At 35.8% G+C, this 20,836-nt stretch carries 14 protein-coding genes; 7 read left to right on the top strand and 7 right to left on the bottom strand.

Features of this window, described 5'->3' with window-relative positions; translation table 11 throughout:
• Window positions 1-341: 341 nt before the first annotated feature.
• Both VKJ25_RS17905 and VKJ25_RS17900 read right to left on the bottom strand, forming a co-directional pair.
• Window positions 342-4,010 carry an Ig-like domain-containing protein gene (locus VKJ25_RS17905; protein ID WP_324237997.1) on the bottom strand — a complete coding sequence of 1,223 codons (3,669 nt, stop codon included), beginning with the start codon at window positions 4,008-4,010 and terminating at the stop codon, window positions 342-344.
• Between the two features lie 582 nt (window positions 4,011-4,592).
• Window positions 4,593-6,839 (bottom strand): recombinase family protein, encoded by a 2,247-nt coding sequence (locus VKJ25_RS17900; protein ID WP_324237996.1) that lies wholly within the window; start codon window positions 6,837-6,839, stop codon window positions 4,593-4,595.
• Window positions 6,840-7,656: 817 nt separating this feature from the next.
• On the opposite strand from VKJ25_RS17900, the gene VKJ25_RS17895 reads away from it, so the two are divergent.
• The 3 genes from VKJ25_RS17895 to VKJ25_RS17885 all read left to right on the top strand — a co-directional run bounded on the left by VKJ25_RS17895 (window position 7,657) and on the right by VKJ25_RS17885 (window position 9,589).
• On the top strand, window positions 7,657-7,833 hold the full coding sequence (locus VKJ25_RS17895) for a hypothetical protein (protein WP_324237995.1): 177 nt from the start codon (window positions 7,657-7,659) through the stop codon (window positions 7,831-7,833).
• Window positions 7,834-8,559: 726 nt separating this feature from the next.
• Window positions 8,560-9,180, top strand: a complete 621-nt coding sequence (locus tag VKJ25_RS17890; RefSeq protein WP_324237994.1) for an endonuclease NucS domain-containing protein — start codon at window positions 8,560-8,562, stop codon at window positions 9,178-9,180.
• 151 nt (window positions 9,181-9,331) lie between these two features.
• Entirely contained in the window at window positions 9,332-9,589 is a 258-nt protein-coding gene (locus VKJ25_RS17885; protein WP_324237993.1) for a hypothetical protein, read from the top strand.
• A gap of 292 nt (window positions 9,590-9,881) precedes the next feature.
• Here the strand turns inward: VKJ25_RS17885 and VKJ25_RS17880 are convergent, their stop codons facing one another.
• Window positions 9,882-10,646: a Uma2 family endonuclease gene (locus VKJ25_RS17880; RefSeq protein ID WP_324237992.1), complete on the bottom strand. Its 765-nt coding sequence runs from the start codon at window positions 10,644-10,646 to the stop codon at window positions 9,882-9,884.
• 898 nt (window positions 10,647-11,544) lie between these two features.
• On the opposite strand from VKJ25_RS17880, the gene VKJ25_RS17875 reads away from it, so the two are divergent.
• Entirely contained in the window at window positions 11,545-12,108 is a 564-nt protein-coding gene (locus VKJ25_RS17875) for a hypothetical protein (protein WP_324237991.1), read from the top strand.
• A 233-nt stretch (window positions 12,109-12,341) separates the two neighbouring features.
• Here the strand turns inward: VKJ25_RS17875 and prmA are convergent, their stop codons facing one another.
• Both prmA and serA read right to left on the bottom strand, forming a co-directional pair.
• A complete protein-coding gene (gene prmA / locus VKJ25_RS17870) occupies window positions 12,342-13,235 on the bottom strand; it encodes a 50S ribosomal protein L11 methyltransferase (protein WP_324237990.1) in 894 nt (297 codons plus the stop codon).
• A gap of 466 nt (window positions 13,236-13,701) precedes the next feature.
• Entirely contained in the window at window positions 13,702-15,285 is a 1,584-nt protein-coding gene (serA, locus tag VKJ25_RS17865) for a phosphoglycerate dehydrogenase (protein WP_324237989.1), read from the bottom strand.
• Window positions 15,286-15,455: 170 nt separating this feature from the next.
• Here serA and VKJ25_RS17860 point away from each other — a divergent pair, with 170 nt between their 5' ends.
• From VKJ25_RS17860 to VKJ25_RS17850, 3 genes are all read left to right on the top strand, one after another.
• A complete protein-coding gene (locus VKJ25_RS17860; protein ID WP_324237988.1) occupies window positions 15,456-15,968 on the top strand; it encodes a hypothetical protein in 513 nt (170 codons plus the stop codon).
• 547 nt (window positions 15,969-16,515) lie between these two features.
• Entirely contained in the window at window positions 16,516-17,295 is a 780-nt protein-coding gene (locus tag VKJ25_RS17855; protein WP_324237987.1) for a photosystem II electron transport protein, Sll1252 family, read from the top strand.
• A 170-nt stretch (window positions 17,296-17,465) separates the two neighbouring features.
• A complete protein-coding gene (locus VKJ25_RS17850) occupies window positions 17,466-18,371 on the top strand; it encodes an O-methyltransferase (protein WP_324237986.1) in 906 nt (301 codons plus the stop codon).
• Window positions 18,372-18,576: 205 nt separating this feature from the next.
• Here VKJ25_RS17850 and VKJ25_RS17845 read toward each other — a convergent pair whose 3' ends face one another.
• Window positions 18,577-19,740: a polysaccharide pyruvyl transferase family protein gene (locus tag VKJ25_RS17845; protein WP_324237985.1), complete on the bottom strand. Its 1,164-nt coding sequence runs from the start codon at window positions 19,738-19,740 to the stop codon at window positions 18,577-18,579.
• A 1-nt stretch (window position 19,741) separates the two neighbouring features.
• On the bottom strand, window positions 19,742-20,812 hold the full coding sequence (locus tag VKJ25_RS17840) for a nitroreductase family protein (RefSeq protein ID WP_324237984.1): 1,071 nt from the start codon (window positions 20,810-20,812) through the stop codon (window positions 19,742-19,744).
• Window positions 20,813-20,836 lie beyond the last annotated feature (24 nt).

Below are 20,836 nucleotides of genomic sequence, written 5' to 3'. Positions count from 1 at the left end.
TAGAGCGATCGCTCTCTAGCTGAGAACAAATCCGGTTTCTTCAACGGATTTGTGGAAAGTGAAATTAGTTCCTTGAACTTTAGCTTGGAGCTAAGGCATAAATTCCTTGGTGGTTTGAGCTGATGTGTTTTCTCCTTATTCCTTATTCCTTATTCCTTATTCCTTCTTACTTACTGGACAGTGCAAAGTTCTAGGAATAAGTATTGCTAGCTAAGGATTTCAGCCATTTAAAAGTTAGAAACTTTCTACTGAGAACTGTAGGTGCGGTAAGCCTTTACCAGTAATACTTTAACCCTTGAAAACAAATAATTTTTTAGGATAACTTTGTACTCTCCAGTTACTTATATAAATCTAAAATCATCCGCCTCAATAACAGTTGAAATTTGGTCTGACTCTGGTGAAACAGATTGAAGGATACCCAACTCAAAAGCAGGCAAAGTATCATCTGCTAAATTAGTATCATAACCAAGAACATATTTGTTAGTTGGACTATTGAGGTAAACAAAGAAACCAGGGCGATCACCCGATCCATTTTGGACATTTAAGCCAACATTAACTGCTTGTACATCATCAAACTTACCTTCAAAAATAATTAACTCTGCATCAGCAATACTCAAACCTGTAGAACCAACATTTTCATCTTGGACAATTACACTAGAAAAACCATCATTAGTTACATTCCCGAAATTAGCAGCTCTAAATAGGAATGTATCATCACCTCCTTCGCTGTCAAAATCAACAATGACATCAACACCTTGGTCAGCGACTTCATAAAAGAAGAAATCATTTCCCCCACTACCTGTTAACCTATCTGAACCAAGACCTCCAGCTATCGTATCATTACCAGCACCACCATCAATATCATCATTGTTCTCACCGCCTTGAATAAAATCATCTCCTATGTCACCAAAAACAATGTCCTGACCAGAACCAGCATTTATAGTATCATTACCATCATCACCAACTATCGAGTCGTTACCGTCATTTCCGAAGATTGAGTCGTTTTCTGAACCACCGGAAATAGTGTCTACTCCATTACCACCAATAATAGTATCGTTATTAGCACCACCATCTATGAAATCATTACCTTCCCCTCCAATGATAGAGTCGTTATCAGCACCACCACGAATAGTATCATTACCCGCATCACCAGCTATACTATCTTGACCACCTCCACCCGCAACAGAGTCGTCACCATCTCCTCCAGCAATACTATCGTTACCATCTCCTCCTTCCAAGTAATCATTACCTGCTTCGCCGAAAAGACGGTCATCTTCCCCATCCCCAAACAGTTGATCGTTACTGTCACCACCAAATATGAGATCGCTATCGTCTCCTGCTCTGATAGTATCTTGTTGAGAACCTCCAGATAGACAGTCATCACCAGCTCCTCCAAGAATAGAATCATTTCCTTCATCACCACTAATATAGTCCTTGCCATCGCGACCATTAATGATATCGTCTCCTTCTAACCCTAAAATATTATCGCTCATCACACCACCATTAAAGTTATCAGCTTCAGCAGTTAATATCTTGGTATTATCTACAATACCAATGCTGAATGAAGTTACAGGAACTTGACCACCAGCAGGATCGGAAACCGTATAACTGAAAGAGTCACTGGCGTCTGTCTTATCAGGAGTAAATTGTAGTAAGCTATCGTTAATGTTTTGTTGAGAGAAAGTGTCTCCCTGTCGTAACCGCAGACCGTCTCCTATTCTGAGTTCACCAAATTCTGGAACAGTTACAAGTGTGTAAGTTAACTCGGCGGGAGTATTGTCATTATCTGATGTTTGCAAATTATTATTACGAATGAATGCTAGACCTGATTCTAAATCTGAACCTTTTTGTACTACTATACCTGTATTGTTGACTAACTGTGGTGGTTCGTTAATTTCAATTGTCACAATAGCAGTGTCAGTTCCTCCATCCCCATCACTAATACTATAACTGAAACTCTCAATACCAACAAAGTTAGGATTGGGAGTGTATTTCAATATGCCATTGCTTGTCTGTACTAATTGTCCGTTGGTAACTGAACCAAAGCTTGTTACTGTTAATGGTTGCTCATTAAGATCGGAATCGTTGGCTAAAACATCGAACTCTACGGATGTATTTTGGCTAGTTAATACTTCATCATTTTCTGCGCTAGGTGGAAGGTTGGGAATAAGGTCTACGGGGTCTACGGGGTCTACGGGGTCTACCGGGTCTACGGGGTCTACCGGGTCTACCGGGTCTACGGGGTCTACCGGGTCTACGGGGTCTACGGGGTCTACCGGGTCTACGGGGTCTACCGGGTCTACCGGGTCTACGGGGTCTACGGGGTCTACCGGGTCTACCGGGTCTACCGGGTCTGGGAATCCGCCAGTAGCAATAAAATTACCAGAATTAATAGTGCTACTTTCAACTCCTACCAAGATAGCAAGGAAAGGACCATCAGAACCATTCTGAATTATGGTATCACGACTTGCCTCATTAGGACTTTGGAAAATCACTAAATCATTAAACCCTAGACCACCTCCTAAACGAATTAAATCCGTACTAGCATTAAAGTCAGAAATAACATCTGCCTCAAAAATTTCCAACCCACCATTTTCAGAACTAATAAAAAATGTATCATTACCCTCACCACCAATCATAGTATCGACACCTAAACCTCCTGATAAAGAGTCATTACCAGAATTTCCTTGAACTAGGTCATTACCCTCTCCACCCTCTATAGTATCATTACCCGAATCTCCTAAAACCAGATCGTCACCTTCACCTCCAAATATGGAATCATTATCTTCATTACCACTAATTACATCTGCTCCTAAACCACCAAGGATAGAATCATTACCCAAACCACCAGATATCTGATCATTCCCTTCTTCACCCAAAATAGTATCACTTCCCCCATCTCCAAATAAAGTATCAATACCTAATCCACCGCCAACAGAATCATCTCCTGTTCCACCAGAAACAAAATCATTACCATCAGCACCAAGAACAGTATCGTTACCATCTCCACCAGAAACAAAATCATCTCCAGCATCACCAGAAACAAAATCATTTCCGGCATCACCAGAAACATTATCATTATCTTTACCACCATATACCGTATCTCTACCATCTCCTCCACTTACAGTATCATTATCGCGATCGCCGAACAAAATATCATTACCATCTTCTCCTAAAACCAGATCATCATCTTTCCCCCCACGAACATTATCATTTCCTGGGTTTCCTACAACTGTATCATTGCCACGACCCCCGTTCAAACAATCATTACCTTCATTTCCCCTAATTTCATCACTCCCAGTTTCACCAAATATTGTATCATCACCCCCTAATCCGAAGATCGCATCTGCTTGACTACCACCAATTAAAAATTCATTCTCAAAAGTACCTTGAAATAATCCTTCAACTCTCGTAGGTGCTCCTTCATTCACAACCTTAATATTAACTGTCCCTAGTGAACTTGTGGCTCCATTACTTACCTCATAACTAAAGCTGTCCGCTCCAATAAAAAATTGTCTAGGAGTATAAGTGAAAGTACCTGTACCTGTGCCATTTTGAACTAACGAGCCATTTGTTGGTATGCTGACGTTGATTATAGATAAGGCATTTGCTGTAGGATCGATGTCATTTTCTAGCACATTAAAACTGACCTGTTGGCTTTGATTAGTTATCACTTCGTCATCTACAGCTATTGGTGGTGGTAGTGGTTCAGTGGTTGGTGTTGGTGTTGGTGATGGTGTTGGCAATAGCTCAAGAGTACCGTCAATAATCAGACCAATAAGGTTGCCATTATCATCTCTGACTTGGATAACTTCTGTATCTGGTGTATCTGTTGTATCTGTTGTATCTGTTGTATCTGTTGTATCTGTTGTTGTGGGTTCTGGTGTTGCTGTTGGTATTGGTTGTAATGGCTCAAACTCACCTTGATCGTTAATGAAACCTTGTATGAGAACGCCATTGATTTCGGCTGTAACTATTTGAACATTTGTAATTACTCCGGCTCCTGCCATTCTTTTTCTCCTTTTAAAAATATTATCTAAATTTGTTTGGGGTATTTATTGACAAATAACTTTTTTTATAGTAAGCAAATAGTTAGTTTTTAATCAGGACTTACGCACGGGCAACGCAATTTTGTCCGATACGAGCGACAGCGTTTCGCTCCGCGACATGAATGGGTCGCAGTCCGTCAGGATAGCAATCTCAAATGTCTAAAACTCGTTCATCATGGGTAAGTCCTGTTTAATTATTCCTTACTAGACAGTACAAAGTTCTAGGAATAATTAGGGCTGGCTGAATAAATCTAAAAGCTTTACATATTAATGCTTTTAGCCTTTTTTAGTCGCGATCGATCCGGGAACCATAAAAGTACCAGATTTTCGCCTCTTTTGGGTAAAAAAGTGAGTATTTTGGTTATATTGGGGCACTCAAGTCAAAGGACAATTTTTCTGATTTATCGGGAACCGTGTAGGTTCTCTACAACTCCTGATTCCTATTGACTCTGTACGGACGTTGCATGGAACGTCCCTACCTACTCCCTACTCCCTACTCCCTACTCCCTACTCCCTAATAAGTATTTATTCTGAATTGTCCAACTAAACAGTATCAGACATAGAACCGTAAACTAGAGGTAAAAGTGGCCCTGTTTGTTCCTGTCCATTGACAGCCAAATCGCTATGACAAAGGTAAATTCGATGTTCATTTGCTCCATTAACTAAACTAGAATCAGGATAAGCTACACGACTTAATAAATCTAACAAAATTCGTCGCAATCTTTCCCGGTTAGATTCTTGAGTATTTTCAATAGTCCAACATTTTCCTAATTGGTCTTGTAAAAATAATGGCGCTCCATAAAGAGTAGTAGTACCTCCACTTAACCAGAGAGGAGAGCCAACATCTAACCAAAATTGCCATTTATGATATTTGCGACTAGCTCGGTATTGAAAAATGGTCGCCAAAGTAACTGCGGGTGGGGAATTTATTGCAGAAACTGGATATGGGTTGGCACCGACAACTCCTCTCCGTAAGAATTGGATAAATTTTTCTACCGTATTGGAGGATAAATCTTCTTCCACTGGGTCATCACTCATTTTTTCAGGTAAGAGAAATTGGGAATTTTGTTTCAGTCTGCGTTCTACTTCCCAATAGTGAGTTGCTGTTTCCATTAACTCCCGTAGTGCTGATAACTGAGCAAAAGAAAGATAACTAGAAGTAAAAAATTTTTGAATTGCTCTATCCAGTAAAAAGATAGGACTTGGTAGTTGACGTTGTTGGTATTGCGATCGCTGTTTTTCTATCCATTCTAAAATTCGATTATAAATTCGAGTTGCTCGATATCCTACCCTATCCCATCGAGAAAAAGTCTCTATGGGTAGTAAATGTGGATTTTTAATATCTGGATAAAAGCAGTTATCTGCTAATAAACCTGCTCGCACTGGATCAATATCATTAGTCTTTTGTAAATTTTCCTGACCATCTTTTTCATCTTTTTTAGTTCGTTTACTAATCGACCTCTGACTTAATACCACCAGCATTTCTGCCACAGCATCACGATCTACGAGGCGACCTAAACCAGGATAAACTAGAGTTAAAATACTCAATAATGCTCGAATCATCGGATAAGTAACTAGAGGACGTTTTTCTTTAAGAGATTCCACAGCAATGCCACCATAGTTAAGAATAGAAATCAAACTATAACGAGCGATCGCATCTAAACCAGGAGCTATTATTGCTATTTCATCAGGTTTTACTATACCCAGTTTTACTTCTTTAACGATCATGTCTGCTGTTTCTCGTAATAAATCTGCTCGCGATCTAGTTTCTATGGATTGAAAAAATCCTGGAAGTTGATAAATAGGATTATTGAAATTGTTATCGACGATAAATTCTACAATAGGTTCCCCTATTTCTTGTGCTAAATTATAAGCTGGCTCTAAGGTTTCTATTTGGCAGCGTTTCTGTAGTTGTGCTAAACATTCTGGATCTGCTCCCAAACCCAGTCTAATACTACCATCAGGATTATAAGTGAAAACACCAGAGGTTCCATTATCTAACAAAAAGTCGAACAAATGATAAGTTATAGCTGGATATTCATCCACATCATCCGCTAACACAAAGGGATAACGATTAATTAAATATTGCTGATAGGTAGAGTTTGGCAATAAATATCGCCAGTACAACTCAGTAATTATTCCATAAGTTAGCAAACCTCTTTGACAACACCAATCTCGCCACTCTTGAAGTAATTCAACTATATTATTATAGAAGTTCCCTCCATCGCTAGTTGTATCAGTTTCTACTTCTTCCCATCCTTCTTGTAAAATTACTCCAATTTCTTCTGTGGGAGTACAACTGAAAGCAGCTAACTGAAATAAATCTAGGGTTCGACGTATCATCCGTTCTTGATTGACTCCAGGTTGTTGTAGTTTATCCATTTGAGGACGCCAAAATCTGCTAGCAAGTTCCTGCTCTGTTTCAGGACGTAATCGCAAAGGAAATTGCCCCCTCAAATCTAAAGCTTGGATTAGCAACGGCCAGAATAAGATGACTTCATCTTCAAAAAAACCTAACGGAGTAGTTGAGCGATAGGGGTATTGTTCTGATGTCGCCTCTGAAATTCGATCTATTAAGTTCATCCGGTTCTCTGCATTAGCAGCTAAGATTAATATTTGGGGTTCAGTTTGATTGTAGCGATCGCTTCTAAAGTTTTGTTGCTCCCCTGTGGGAACAACTTGATTTAGGGGAGATTGAATTTGTTGACCCCTGAAGTGAAATTCTTGTATTAACCGATTTGTTTTGCCACTAAGAGTCGGCCCTGTAATCCATAGAGAAGTATTCGGCACTGTTAATTATCCTTGGAAAAACGGAATAGGGAGTTATTTCAGTTATCAGTTATCAGTTATCAGTAGAGAGTGAACTTCCAACTAAACTCGGAGGTTTGAAATACTGAAGTTAAATATTTCTCTTGGTCGATTGGATATGGTTAAGGAACCCATCCATCTCAGCCTTGGGGAAGCTCCGCTGACGACCGCTTTTTAAGGGGATGAAAAAGCGAGGCACATGCCCTGATTTTTTGGTCAGGGGAAATAATTGACTTGATTGTTTTAGGAATTACGCAGAAATCGGTTTTCTTTACGGAAATTTCGTGATTTCAACAAAAATATCACGGTAACAAACCCGGTTTCTTGTTTGCTTTGCCTAACTCCCGATCTAAATAACTGAACTTAGATAAATATCATATATATAGATTTTGAAACTATAACGATCTAGTTTTTGCACTCTAAATATATTACCTTTGCCTAACTCCTGAGCTAAATAACTGAACTTAGGTAAATATCATATATATAGATTTTGAAACTATAACGATCTAGTTTTTGCACTCTAAATATATTACCTTTGCCTAACTACTGAATAACTCAGAAGAAAATCCTATCATATCTTGTAAATTTCATAAAGTATGAGATACAAGTGTAACAAGTAAATTAAAATTTAATGTCAGTATTTGAGGTAAATTACTGTGACAACTGAAACAAGTTATAATTTCACTACAGTGTAACTAAGACAGTAAAATTTTTAGATAGTTGTTAAATGCTGAAAAAGACAGAAAACAAATGGTAATTTGAAAGTGAGGCAGCTTTAGAAGATTTTGTCTGGGAAAATTTGTCTCATCTCTTTAATTTAGAACCTCTGAAACCTCAGCATATTATGATGGGGGAATGGTGTGATATTTTAGCAATATTGGAAGTAGGGAAATTAGCAAGATTAGAGTTGAAAAATACTGAAGACCGATATGTGGTTCAGCAGCTTAATCGGTATTATCAAAATATCTTAATATAAAAGCCTTTTTCCGAGAAATTAGATTATCAAAAGTCGGTGCGGTTAGTAGCGATCGCTCCTTCTTTTCACAAACATAATTTCATTGATTTAAAATATAGTAAGCTGAATTTATAGTTTTGGCTATTTGAGATTGTTCAAGAGGGAAATGAAGTTTATTTCTATTTGAAAAATATTGATAGTCAGATATTAGTGAAGTTAAAAATTCCTCTTTCTGAAGAATATGTAATTAATCCTGAAAAAATATCTAATACAACTTTACCTAAGCTTCCAAAAAACTTAAGTAGTGGCTTAGAAAATTGTAGTTAAGAACGCAAAAGTAAAGTCTTAAAATTTAGAGAAACAATTCTTAGATTCGATGAAATAATTGGAGAAGAAAGTAAAAGCACAATTATTCTCTATGGCAAAAAAAATGGGAAAGGTAAACTTTGTTTGTAAGAGTATAAATAAACTTTGTGCGAGTCTAGATGAACACCTACAATTTTATTTATGTCTACCTTTTTCTAAAAATGATGGCAATCAAATAATTTTTAATTGTTTAATAGGAAAAACCGATCTTTATCTACATAGACATAGAAAAAACTCAAAATTAATCTTATATCTTAGCTCATATAAAATAGATGAATATTTAAAAATGTACGAAAAATTAACAGGAAAAACAATTACTATAATTCTATAGAAACCTTTTTTGATATAGCTTTATAAGAGTGGCAAAAACGACAGTAAATTTTGAGCAATCAGGAACATCTTATACATCATGCTGAAAAAACAGAAGATAAATGGGAATTTGAAAGTGAAGAAGATTTAGAAAACTTTGTTTGGGAAAATTTGCAGATTTTATTAAAATTAAATCCACTGAAACGCCAATATCCTATTAATAGAGAAAAATCTGATATTTTAGCAATATCTGAAGAAAGACAACTAGCAATAATAGAATTGAAAAATATTGAAGATAGTTATGTGGTTCAACAACTCACTCGTTACTATGATAATTTATTAAATAAAAAACCATTAGCTACAGATATAGATTATCGAAAACGAGTTCATTTAATAGCGATCGCTCCTTCTTTTCACAGACATAACTTTATTGATAGAAAACATCATCAACTCTTGTTTGAATTTTTTATATTTGAAATTCTTGAATCAGAAAACCAGCTTAACTTTATTCTAAAGAATACAGAAGAAAATTCATTCTCACAAATTAAGATTCCTGATCCTCAAGAAAAAATTATTCTTGCCCATCAACCCAAACCAGATTTAATTACCATATCTGAACCGCCTAAATCACTTTTAAAAATCTTAGAAAATAAAAGTATTGAAACACAAAATATTTTCTTAAAGCTACGATAAAAAATTCTGAAGTTTCACAAATCTCTTGGAGAAAAAAGCACCAATGTTACTATTACTTACGTTTAAAAAAAGGAAAGACGGTGAACTTTGTAAACCACCACACAAACTTTGAGCAGCATTTCAATTTCCAAAAAGTTTCTCTAGTTTACAAATGTTTTGTTATTTACCATATAGAAAATCAAACTATCTAAAAAACATTAAAATTTTAATTTTAACTGAAGATTGGAAGACAGCATTAGCATATAAAATTCCCAGTCGCTATAGTTATAGAGGTGAAACAAAATATTATGAAATTGAAGGATATTTAGAAATGTATGAAAAAATCATAGGGAAATCTATTAAATCTAAATCTATAGATGATTTAATTGATATAGCTTTATCAGAATGGGAAAGCAGAAACTCATCATAAATTAGTCAATATTAGATTTAGGAAAGATTTAGGAAAACAGTTAAATAAATCTCATAAATTTGAAAAAGTTGCACATAACATAAATTATCTATAACCGTCTTTTTTTTGGTAGGCGATCGCTACATTAACTTATGATTGGATTTCTCCTATATATTTCTATAGGGGAACTTCAGACTAATCATTTTGTAAAACCATTTTCAATGTTTATTTTAATGTTTAAGGTGAACTAGGCAGAAACTGGATTGATGAACTAAAATTTGCCAGCTTCAAGAGTTAAATGCGTAAGTCCTAATTATAATGAATCAGGGTCTATACCCAAGTCTCGTAACTTAGCAACTAACCTTTCAGCACGTTGCTTTTCCAGGTCAGCACGTTGCTTTTCCTGTTCAACTCGTTGCTCTGCCTGTTTATTTTTTTCCTCACTCCACAACAACAAATTCTCCGACTTGTCCCACCATCTTAACCAGTTAATATTTTGTCCTAGTCTTTCTCCTTTCCATATTCCCAGGAATAGCTCTAATTCTGGTATCCAAAAATGTTCCTTCTCATTAGGTGACTCTAACTTATACTTTCCCGACTCTAACCTACGCACTTCTATACTTTGCTTATAAGGATTATAAATTACATAAGTAGGTACTTTGAGAATTTGCTCGTAAAAATAAAGCTTCCCATAAGGGAGAGTCGAACATCCTGACAGTTCGTCATTTTCTTTGTGAGAAAGAAACTCCATAACTATAGCTACAGGTTTCCCTTGTAAGTTAGGAGTGTAGCTACGACGAATCACTCCCTCATCCACAGGTTCCACTTCAGGAACATAAAACCAATCAGGAGCTTTAACTATTATGTTGTCGTTGACTGTAGCTACTAATCCAAAATTGGAACCAATTAACATTTGGGGTTGAGTCAATTTTGCCACAGTTAAAGCCTCAGTTAGTGCTGCTGCTAGGAGTGGTTGCTGAATATTTTCCACGGGGTCATCTGGTAATATATAATCTTCTGGCAGTGCCGTCCAAGTTACGGTTGGTTCTGATTTAGTAGGTTGTATTTGTAAAACCATTTTCAATGTTTATTTTACTGCTTAAAATGAACTATATCTATTAATTATAAGAAAATATTCATCAAGGAAATACTAAGCCTCAAAGATTACCATGAATTTATGTTAATATCTCAGGACTTATATTATTAGGACTTACGGAGAGACACTAGATATAGTGGTTAAAACTATTGTACAATAGTTTTTTCACTCTACATATAGTACCTTTGCGTAAGTCCTGATATTATGTTCGGTTAAATAGTTATGATTAGGATATAGATGGAAGAAATATTTCAAACCGATGAGATGGCTTCCTTTCAAGGAGTTCCAGTCGCTGCGGATTTTATTGTCAGTGATTATCCGAACATAATATTAGGTAGTGAAACTACATATAGCGCTTAAAACTGTTACGCAATAGTTTTTTAACTCTATATCATAGTACCTTTGCCTGATTCCAGTTAATATCTAAAGGTTTACGCAAAGAAACCCGGTTTGTTATAGGTAGTGAAGCTACATATAGCGCTTAAAACTGTTACGCAATAGTTTTTTAACTCTATATATAGTACCTTTGCCTGATTCCAGTTAATATCTAAAGGTTTACGCAAAGAAACCCGGTTTGTTATAGAAACCGGGTTTCTGAGTGAGTTTGCGTAAATCCCTTACAGCGCTTTTCAAATGAATTAACCACATCATCATCACCAAAATCTTGTAGGGACGTTCGCATTTTTGTTATGCAACGTCCCTACTGTGGTTTACTGAAATGAAAACCGCTGTAAATAAAATTAGCTATACTATTTAAACCCGAATACTTTAGCGGTAGGCACTGATAACTGTTCACTAAAAAAGCTGATAACTGATAACTGATAACTGTTCACTGATTTTTCGGGAACTGTAAAAGCTGATAACTAATAACAGAACTGAAATGAATACACCAAGTCATGCCATTATAAATCTAACACTTCTGACTAAACCTCAATTACCACAAGCTAATCTTGCTATTGTAATTGGTGGAACTTTACCGGATATTCCTATCTTTATTTTCTACTTTTGGGCAAAATTTATTGCTCATTTACCAAAGGCAAAAATCTGGTCAGAAGCATATTATCAACCATTAGTTCAAGATGTTATTGCTACCTTTCATTCTATTCCTTTAGCTATGATTGGATTACTAATTTCTTACTATTTGGGTTGGCAAATTATGCAAGTATTTTGTATTAGTTTGGTATGGCATTCTCTACTAGATTTTCCAGTACATAATAATGATGCTCATCGACACTTTTTCCCTTTTAGTAATTATAGATTTATTAGCCCTATTTCTTATTGGAATCCCAACCATTATAGTTCAATTGTTGCTTTTGTAGAAATTCTGTTAGTTTTGTTAGCAACTTTAAGGGTATTTCCCGAAATTAATTCTGTTTTAGGAAAGGGATTAATAATTTTAGTAAATATATTTTATTTAGGTGGTTATATTTACTTTTATCTTTAAATTAGAGACTAGGGAGTAGTTAGAATTTACGGCAAATTCTGCGCGTTATGAGGTAGGTACAAATATTCATCATAAAGTTTGTACTACGGGCTGGAAAGCTCGCTTGGGTGTACCTCATAATAACCAAAAGCGCTGTATATCATGTCCTAATCATCAGTGATCAAAAAAAATTCTTCCTCCTAACCTTTTCTTTCCTTCTGCCCTCAGCATAGCTGCCTTCTTCCTTCTTTCTTTTAAGACCGCCGAATATTAAAACAACACCATTCTCCTCGTTTCCAAAGAGTAGCTACAACCCAACCATTTTGTTCTAAAGTATCAGCAGTTGATTTAGCTTGTTCCAATAAAATTCCACTAATAATTCCCCAAGTTGTCGGTTTAGCGATCGCCTCAAAACGCGGAATTATATCAATAATAACTTCAGCCAAAATATTGCAAACAATACCATCTACAGGTTGAGAAACCATTTTAATTAAATTCTCAATATCTCCTTGTTCAACAATTAATTTTTCTCCCCCTATTTGATTTAATTTGCCATTATTAATAGTCGATCTAATCGCCAAAGCATCAATATCTACAGCATAAATTTGACCTACTCCTAATAATGCTGCTCCAATAGACAAAATACCACTACCACAACCAATATCAGCAATTGTAGCTTGAGAATTAGGTTCCAAACCCAAACGCATTTCTAATGACTCTAAACATAATTCTGTAGTAGGATGAGTACCAGTACCAAAAGCTGCTCCTGGATCTAAACGCAAAATTATTCTATCTGACTTCTCTGGTAAAGCTAACCAAGCAGGATTAATTAGAAAGCGATCGCCAATTTCTTGAGGTTGCCAATATTGCTTCCAACTACTTGCCCAATCTTCTTCTTCGATTAAACTCCAATCCATTACTGGAACAGGTAAACTCATACAGAGAGCATCTTGACGCAAATTTAAAGCCAGAGCTGACAAATCCAACAATTGAGTTTGGTGTTCTGGTAAATAACCCAATACCAAACAATCATTACCTTTAACCTGACTTGCAGTCCCCCGGCAACCAAAAGTATCCAAACGCCAGAAGATGACTTCCTCCAGATTTTGGTCACATAAGACTCTAATTTCCCACCAGTTATATGTCATTTCAGTTATCAGTTATTTAAGCTATTAGTTATCAGCTTTTAGTTATCATTTTCAAAGTTAACTTAGTCATCTTTCAGATGATTTTAGCTATCAGCCAAAATTTTAATCTTTGGCAAGTTATCATTTTTAGCTATCAGCTTTTAGTTATCATTTTCAAAGTTAACTTTAGCTATCAGCTAAAACTTTAATCCTTGGCAAGTTATCATTTTCAGCTATCAGCTTTTAGTTATAGCAATGTGCGCACTTAATATTTACAAATTGCCGGAGGTATCTAATAGCTAAAAACCTTATATTATAGGCTATTCATTCTTCCTCCATACCTGTTCCCTGTTGCCTGTTACCTAAAGCGCTATATCAGTAAAAAGTTAACTTAGTCATCTTTCAGATGACTTAAGCTATCAGCCAAGGATTTTAATCCTTGGCGACTTATCATTTTCACTTAAGAGGGAAAACTTAACTGAAAAACCTAAAGAGCAACTTTATAAGCATCTCTAATACCTGGTTCTTTAACAATTTCAGTTAATATTTCTTCAGGTAATGGATCGTCAACACTTAATACCATTACTGCTTCACCCCGAACAATTTTCCGACCTACCTGCATACTAGCAATATTAACATTGAAACTGCCCAACAGCGAACCAATTTTACCAATAATTCCTGGCATATCTCGGTGGAGAGTCAACAACATATATGGACTAGGAGGAACATTAATCGGGAAACCATCAATATTAGTAATCCTAATCTCATCCTCTCCCAACAAAGCACCTCTTACAACATGGTTTCCCAGAGAACCCTTTGCTTCTAGCTGCAATGAACCAGTATAATCTCGTACTGAATCATCTTTAATTTCCACAACACGAATACCTCGTTCCTTCGCTTCAATAGAAGCATTCACATAATTAACTCGCTCTCGCAAAGCTTGGGAAAGTAATCCTTTCAAAGCAGCCACTACTACAGGTTTACTATCTCCAGAGGCCAAATCTCCTTGAAGACGAACATCCAGAGAATCAATCCGTCCACCCGCTAACTGACTCACCAAATTACCCAGAGTTTCCGCTAAAGATAAATAAGGCTTCAATTTTTTCAGTGTATCTGGATACATTCCAGGAATATTTACTGCCGATCTAGCAGGCAACCCTAATAATACATCTCGAATCTGTTCGGCCACATCTACTGCCACATTAACTTGAGCTTCAGCAGTAGAAGCACCCAAATGAGGAGTCATCACAATTTTTTGTCCCAACTCTCGGAGGGAAGACTCAGCTTCTAGAGGTTCATTTTCATAAACATCTAAAGCAGCTCCAGCAATTTTTCCTTCTTTTAAAGCATCAGCTAAAGCAGCTTCATCAATAATTCCACCTCTAGCACAATTAATAATTCTAGCTGTAGGCTTCATTTTAGCAAAAGTTTCCGCATTCAGAGAATGATAAGTTTCTTTAGTTTTAGGTATATGGAGAGTGATATAATCAGATTCCTTGACTAATAATTCCATATCTACCAAACTACAACCCAACTGTTCTGCCCTTTCTGCCGAGATAAATGGATCGTAAGCTAATATTTTCATACCCATAGCTTTAGCCACCTTAGCCACATGGGAACCGATTTTACCTAAGCCAACAACACCAAGAGTTTTTTTGTAGACTTCTACCCCGATAAATTTTTTGCGGTCCCATTTGCCATCCACAACTGACTGATTAGCTTCTGGAATATGGCGAGACATAGATAACATCATCGCCAGAGCGTGTTCTGCTGCAGCAATAGTATTTCCTTCTGGAGAGTTAACTACCACAATACCTTTACGGGTGGCTGCTGGTATATCTACGTTATCTACCCCTACTCCAGCACGACCAATAATTTGTAGTCGATCGGCAGCTTCTATTATTTCTTTGGTAACTTTAGTACCAGAGCGAATCATTAAAGCATCGTACTCTGGTATGATTTTCACTAATTCTTCTGGAGGTAGACCTGTTTTGACATCTACCTGAGCTACTTGGGAGAGAATTTCTATTCCACTCTGATCGATTGAATCTGATACAAGAACTTTTGGCATAGGTAATTATGGAAATAATTGGGTTATTTGGTTGTTTTTGTTACTGAAACTTTGGCTTCAGTTTAATTTTTTTGTGCCTTAGATAACAACTATACCCTTCAGAGTACCAGTATGGGCCTATAATTTATATCTATTGTCAGAAATATTTTAGATTGCTTTGATTAATTTCTATGAACTATCTTGTCGCTGTATTATCAGACCGTATTCAAGCTGAGGCTGCTTATTCTGCTTTAGAAAAAGAGAGTTTGCCTATGGAACAAGTGGCTATATTGGGCCGGGGTTATCAATCTGCTGATGAATATGGCCTCATCGATCCTAATGAGCAGGCCCGTAAACAAACGCTACAGATGATTACTTGGCTCGTACCTTTTGGTTTTGCTGCTGGTCTTACTTTTAGTCTGATTACTGGGTTGAATACTTTTGCTTGGGCAGGGGAATTTGGTAATCATTTTATTGGGGGTATATTGGGTGCTATTTCTGGTGCTATGGGTGGTACTTTTGTTGGTGGTGGAGTGGGTTTGATTATTGGTAGTGGTGATGCTTTACCTTATCGTAATCGTTTGAGGGCGGGTAAGTATTTAATTGTGGTGAAAGGTTCGGAGGCTTTGACTCGTTTAGCGACTCGGACTTTATATCAGTTTAAACCAGAAAATATTCAAGGATATTCCGCACCGGAAAGTTAGAAGGAAGAAGGAAGAAGTTAAAAGTGAGATTTATGATTACTGAAAATTTTGATTTGACAATAATTTTTATGGAAGTAAAAAGTTTATAATTTAAGAGGATATTGTAGTAAAGTATTCAGCAGTCAACATTTCTTGCGCAATGCTGCACAAACAGCAATCAGCTATTTATTTTAGTTCTAAATAGCTTTATTAGTTGAGGTAAATTTAATCTTACTATCAAACCTGATTTTAAAGATGATATTTATTTAAAGCTATTTTTAGATTTAGATATGGTTTGCTATTTTTGAAGCATTTCTTGTGAAATGCTTACTGTTATGGAGGCAGTTTTATAGAAAAAATCAAACTCTGAATTTTGATACAAAAAGGTTCATAAAAATCCTACAGCAGATTCTACTTTGGTAAAGTACATCCATCGTCGGCAAGATGCCTGCACGACAAATATACTGCCTCTTTTCCACATCTTTAATTGATTTATTCTTTCCTCTTACTTCTTTCCTCTTAACTTCCTTCTTCCTTCTTCCTTCTTCCTTTTTACTTATAAAAAATTATGTTACCAAAAGAAGAATTACTTAAAGGAATCGAAAATCGCGATACTATTACCAGAATAATAGACTTAGCTGAACAAGCTATTAAAACTTGGGAAATTACTCAAAGTGATTTTTTATCTCCACCAGAAATATTTGAGTCAGAAACAATATTTAAAAAGTTAACTGAAGTAGAAATAATTTCATGGGGTGGTTATCCTCAAGCTGAACGAAAAAGATTAGCGATCGCTCGTTCTGATTTACCTATTGATATACGAAGTGTGGAATTACAAGCTATTAATATTGAGGGAAATTTTCTGTTCGATACTGCTACTCACCGAGACTTTTTAGGTTCGATGTTAGGAACAGGAATCGTTAGAGAAAAAACGGGGGATATTATTGTTTTAGGAGAACGAGGTGCCCAGGCAATAGTAATTCCTGAACTGGTAGAATATTTAGAAATGAATTTTCAACAAGTTCGGTCGGTTCCTGTTAAAATTAAACCCATAGAATTGAGTGAATTAAGAATAAGAGAACCGAAAAAGAAAGAGTTAACAACTGTAGAAGCTTCGATGAGATTAGATGCAGTTGCTTCCGCAGGTTTTGGAATGTCTCGGAGTAAAATGGTAGACTTAATTGATGGGGGAGATGTAAGAGTTAATTGGAAAGAAATTAGTCAGGCAAGTTATCAAGTTAAATCGGGAGATTTAATTGCCATTCGCGGAAAAGGGAGGTTAGAAGTAGGGGAAGTTGCTATTACTAAAAAAGAACGTTATCGGGTAAATCTAACAAGGTATGTTTAAGTTAGTTATCCAGTTGTTAGTTATCCAGTTGTTAGTTATTCACTCATGCTTTTTGAAGTTTAAAGTAATAGATATCTAACAAACTACTGTTTTTCATGCTAATTTTCATGGTAAAAATTGAAGTGTGGAATGTGGCTTATAATAATCTAAAATTTTAAAAAATAATTATTATGATCAGAAAGTTAGCTAATGCAATATTCGACTCTGCCATTATGCGTGGTTTCAGAATAAAAAGAGTTTCTAGGCTTATTTCAACTGGCTTGCCGAAACAAATGAGACCTGTGTTGAATTATTTGGTAACTAGGACTGTAGACGAAAATACCGCTGCTGTAGCAAAGCTTGCCGAAGATAGGCGAAGAGAAATTGCGAGTCAGGGTGATAAGAGAATAGAAATATATTATTCTCCGAAGCCGGGAAGCTCAGGTAATGATTCCAGCATTGATGCACGCCCGCAAACAGGTAAGGTCTTAGAGTTCACAATGAGAGATATTGCAAAGACTGGAAAAAACAAGACATGGGGGACTGCACTTTATCTAATAGCAAGAGAGTTTGAGTCTTCAGTGGGAATTGAATTAGGAGCTTGTGCTGGTATTTCAGGAATCTATCTGTCTTCAGCTCCTAACCTGAAAAAATTTATAACAGTAGAAGGATCTGAGGCTTTAGCAAAAATTGCCCAGGAAAGCCTCAAGTCTATAAAAAATGTCAAGGTAATAAACGCTCTGTTTGATGAAGCAATCGACTCTGAACTACCATCATTAGACTCTAAGATTGACCTTGCCTATATTGACGGCCACCATGAAAAAACAGCTACAATACATTATTTTAATAGACTACTACCATTTCTGAACCCTAATTCTGTAGTCATTTTTGACGATATATCATGGTCATCTGATATGCGTGATGCATGGAATATTCTCAGTAAACGATCTGAGTTTGCAGATGCTATGGATCTTGGAGTCATCGGAGTTTGTGTTATGAAAACAAAGTTCGATAGCACTGAAGTGGAACCTATATATTGGAATCTTCAGCCTATTATTGGAAGGTGTGGAATAGGTAAGCCCCTTGGATGGAATTAATCAAAGAGGTTAGGCAACTGTAATGTCTAATTCAACCTAATGATTTCATTACAGTGTCTAGCTCCTAATATGGCCATTGAAAAGAATCGACCAATGTACTAGACATCTCCAAAAAACTAAATTTTTACCGAGACAATTCAAGAGTTTAAGATTAATTATCAGAGAAGTCTATTTTTATGAGTCACATTTTCAACAATATTTATTTTTATTTATATTGTAGAAATTGCTCAACTTCCTGCCACATCTCAGAGGTTAGTTTTTTCTGCTCTTGACTTGCTACATTCAACCGATTAATAATATCTGAACGACTTGGTTCTTCTACTATAATATCCAAAGCATTGTATACTTTTTCCTCTGGATCGGCAGGAGATATTAAACATTCTGAACAGTTGTAGTCATCAAAGAGCATTTGATATTTATGACTCCATCCTGTACCTAGACAAGGAACCGCTTGAGAAAGGGTACTAACTAAACTATGGAATCTAGAACCAATAACTATAAAAGAATTACCTAATATACCTTTAATATATAAAGGTGATTGTTCTTGAATTATTTCTAGCGATCGCCCCACTTGAGTTTGTAGTTGTAAAGCTAGTTCATAATCTGTTTTGGTTTCGTGAATTAAAACAAATGGCTCTATTTCTTTCTTGATGAGATATTTAACACACAAAGCCAAAAAAGATATATATTTTTCTTTAATCTCTTTAGTAGTTCTTTGTACCATTCTATAATTAGGAACAATACAACCCCTACGCAACTTTTTATCAAAATATTCAGGTACTTTACCTTTAACTAAGTTAGTAAAATCAGGTGATATTTTTATCGGCGGGCAATTTTTCACTAAACCCTGAATTTCCTGAAGATACTGATAAGAAATTTCATCTCTAGCAAATACTAAGTCTGCGTTTTCTAATATTTCCAAAAAAGCTTCCCTAACACGCTTCGACTTAAATGGTCCAAAAGCTTGAGGTAATAATATAATCTTTTTGCCTTCTTTTTTCCGGGTCTTAATTCTATTTGCCATTATTTCTATCATTCTGGCTCCCTGCTGATCCCCATAAGTAAAACCAGAAGCATCCAATATAGCTTGAACTTCTTTGGCAGTAATTAACTTGAAGGAACGACGTAATTTTTGAGGCAAAAAACTACTCAGATTATTTATTAAAGAACCAGCTTGAGGAAATTTCTCAACATAAGCCCACGTTAAATGATATAATGAAGTTTTTTCCCTTTGTTCAAAAGTTCCCATTCTTAAATGAGCTGCGACAATATCCTTTTTTTCTGAAGAATCAAAATGCTGCACAACAGCATGAGTCATTAATTCCCCACCTTTATTGATAAAATCTACACCTTGAATTTCAAATATCATATTAGTTATACCTCCTTAGTAAATCGAGTTCTTTTTTCTGAGAATAGGGAACCATTCCATCAGGATCGGGATAGCCAACAGAAATAAGCATAATTACCCGCTCATCTGGCTCTAAATTAAGACAAGAAGTCATTTTCTTCTCTGACTCTTCTATATCAGGCCAATTAATTGGACAAGAGCTAAGTCCTAATGTTTCTAAAGCGTACATGAATGACATAGAGGCTAGCGATCCATCTATGTATATTACATGGCGATCTCTTTCATCAAAATATGCTCTAAGTTTACCAACTACTACAACAATAACAGGGAAATTATGGTTAAATCCTCTAGTTCCCATTGGTATTGATGAAACTTTTTTAACCAATTCTGGTTCATCAAAGATTCTAAATTCAAAAGGTTGGCGATTACATGCGCTGGGAGATTGTGCTGCTATTAAAATAGCTTGATCTATTAAATTTCGTGGAACAGTTTTTTGCAAATACCATCTCACCGATCTACGTCTGTGTGAAAGCTCTAATAAATTTTCATAAGATACCGGAGGTGGATTAGTTAATTCTCGTTTATAAGGAATGCGTTTTTTTTCATCTTTTGATTTGGTATTAAGAGCTAAGAAAGTAGTTTTTACTTTATCAATAACTGGATGGGAACTAACAATATCAAAGTAATTTGATAAAACATCTCTCGCCCATTGTAATTCATCTGATTGAGAAATTTCTTGTTTGTTATTAACAACAGCATATTCGTAACATTTCACTGTTTCTTCTATATAATCAAGAGCGAAAACATCACGTCTATTCTTCATAATAATTCCTTTCTCAAGACGATGAATATTACGCCTTAATAAATATTGACTTTCTAGACTAGATTTGAGGTCTTCATCATATTTTAATTGACCATAAATAACACCTTGATGTTCTCTACCAAACTTATTTGATAACAAAACATAGTGTAGAGAACTCAAAAATTTTGACTTCACAAACAAACTCAAAGTGTTTTTTCTAATCCGATCTGATATTGACTTTAGAAATTCTATTCCCGACTCTGGTACTACTAATTTGATTTTTTCTTTCATTAATTAGTTCATCCTCTCGACTAT

Source organism: Okeania sp. (assembly GCF_035285525.1).
Lineage (GTDB): Bacteria > Cyanobacteriota > Cyanobacteriia > Cyanobacteriales > Microcoleaceae > Trichodesmium.
Note: the sequence above shows the minus strand (reverse complement) of the source record. Positions and strands in the feature narration are given on the sequence as shown.

Excerpts from the sequence above, each read along its gene's own strand:
- VKJ25_RS17905 (WP_324237997.1), bottom strand. The coding sequence starts at position 4,010 with ATGGCAGGAGCCGGAGTAATTACAAATGTTCAAATAGTTACAGCCGAA.
- VKJ25_RS17855 (WP_324237987.1), top strand. The coding sequence starts at position 16,516 with ATGTTACCAAAAGAAGAATTACTTAAAGGAATCGAAAATCGCGATACT.
- prmA (WP_324237990.1), bottom strand. The coding sequence starts at position 13,235 with ATGACATATAACTGGTGGGAAATTAGAGTCTTATGTGACCAAAATCTG.
- VKJ25_RS17880 (WP_324237992.1), bottom strand. The coding sequence starts at position 10,646 with ATGGTTTTACAAATACAACCTACTAAATCAGAACCAACCGTAACTTGG.
- VKJ25_RS17875 (WP_324237991.1), top strand. The coding sequence starts at position 11,545 with ATGAATACACCAAGTCATGCCATTATAAATCTAACACTTCTGACTAAA.
- VKJ25_RS17840 (WP_324237984.1), bottom strand. The coding sequence starts at position 20,812 with ATGAAAGAAAAAATCAAATTAGTAGTACCAGAGTCGGGAATAGAATTT.
- VKJ25_RS17860 (WP_324237988.1), top strand. The coding sequence starts at position 15,456 with ATGAACTATCTTGTCGCTGTATTATCAGACCGTATTCAAGCTGAGGCT.
- VKJ25_RS17850 (WP_324237986.1), top strand. The coding sequence starts at position 17,466 with ATGATCAGAAAGTTAGCTAATGCAATATTCGACTCTGCCATTATGCGT.
- VKJ25_RS17845 (WP_324237985.1), bottom strand. The coding sequence starts at position 19,740 with ATGATATTTGAAATTCAAGGTGTAGATTTTATCAATAAAGGTGGGGAA.
- serA (WP_324237989.1), bottom strand. The coding sequence starts at position 15,285 with ATGCCAAAAGTTCTTGTATCAGATTCAATCGATCAGAGTGGAATAGAA.
- VKJ25_RS17885 (WP_324237993.1), top strand. The coding sequence starts at position 9,332 with ATGTTTTGTTATTTACCATATAGAAAATCAAACTATCTAAAAAACATT.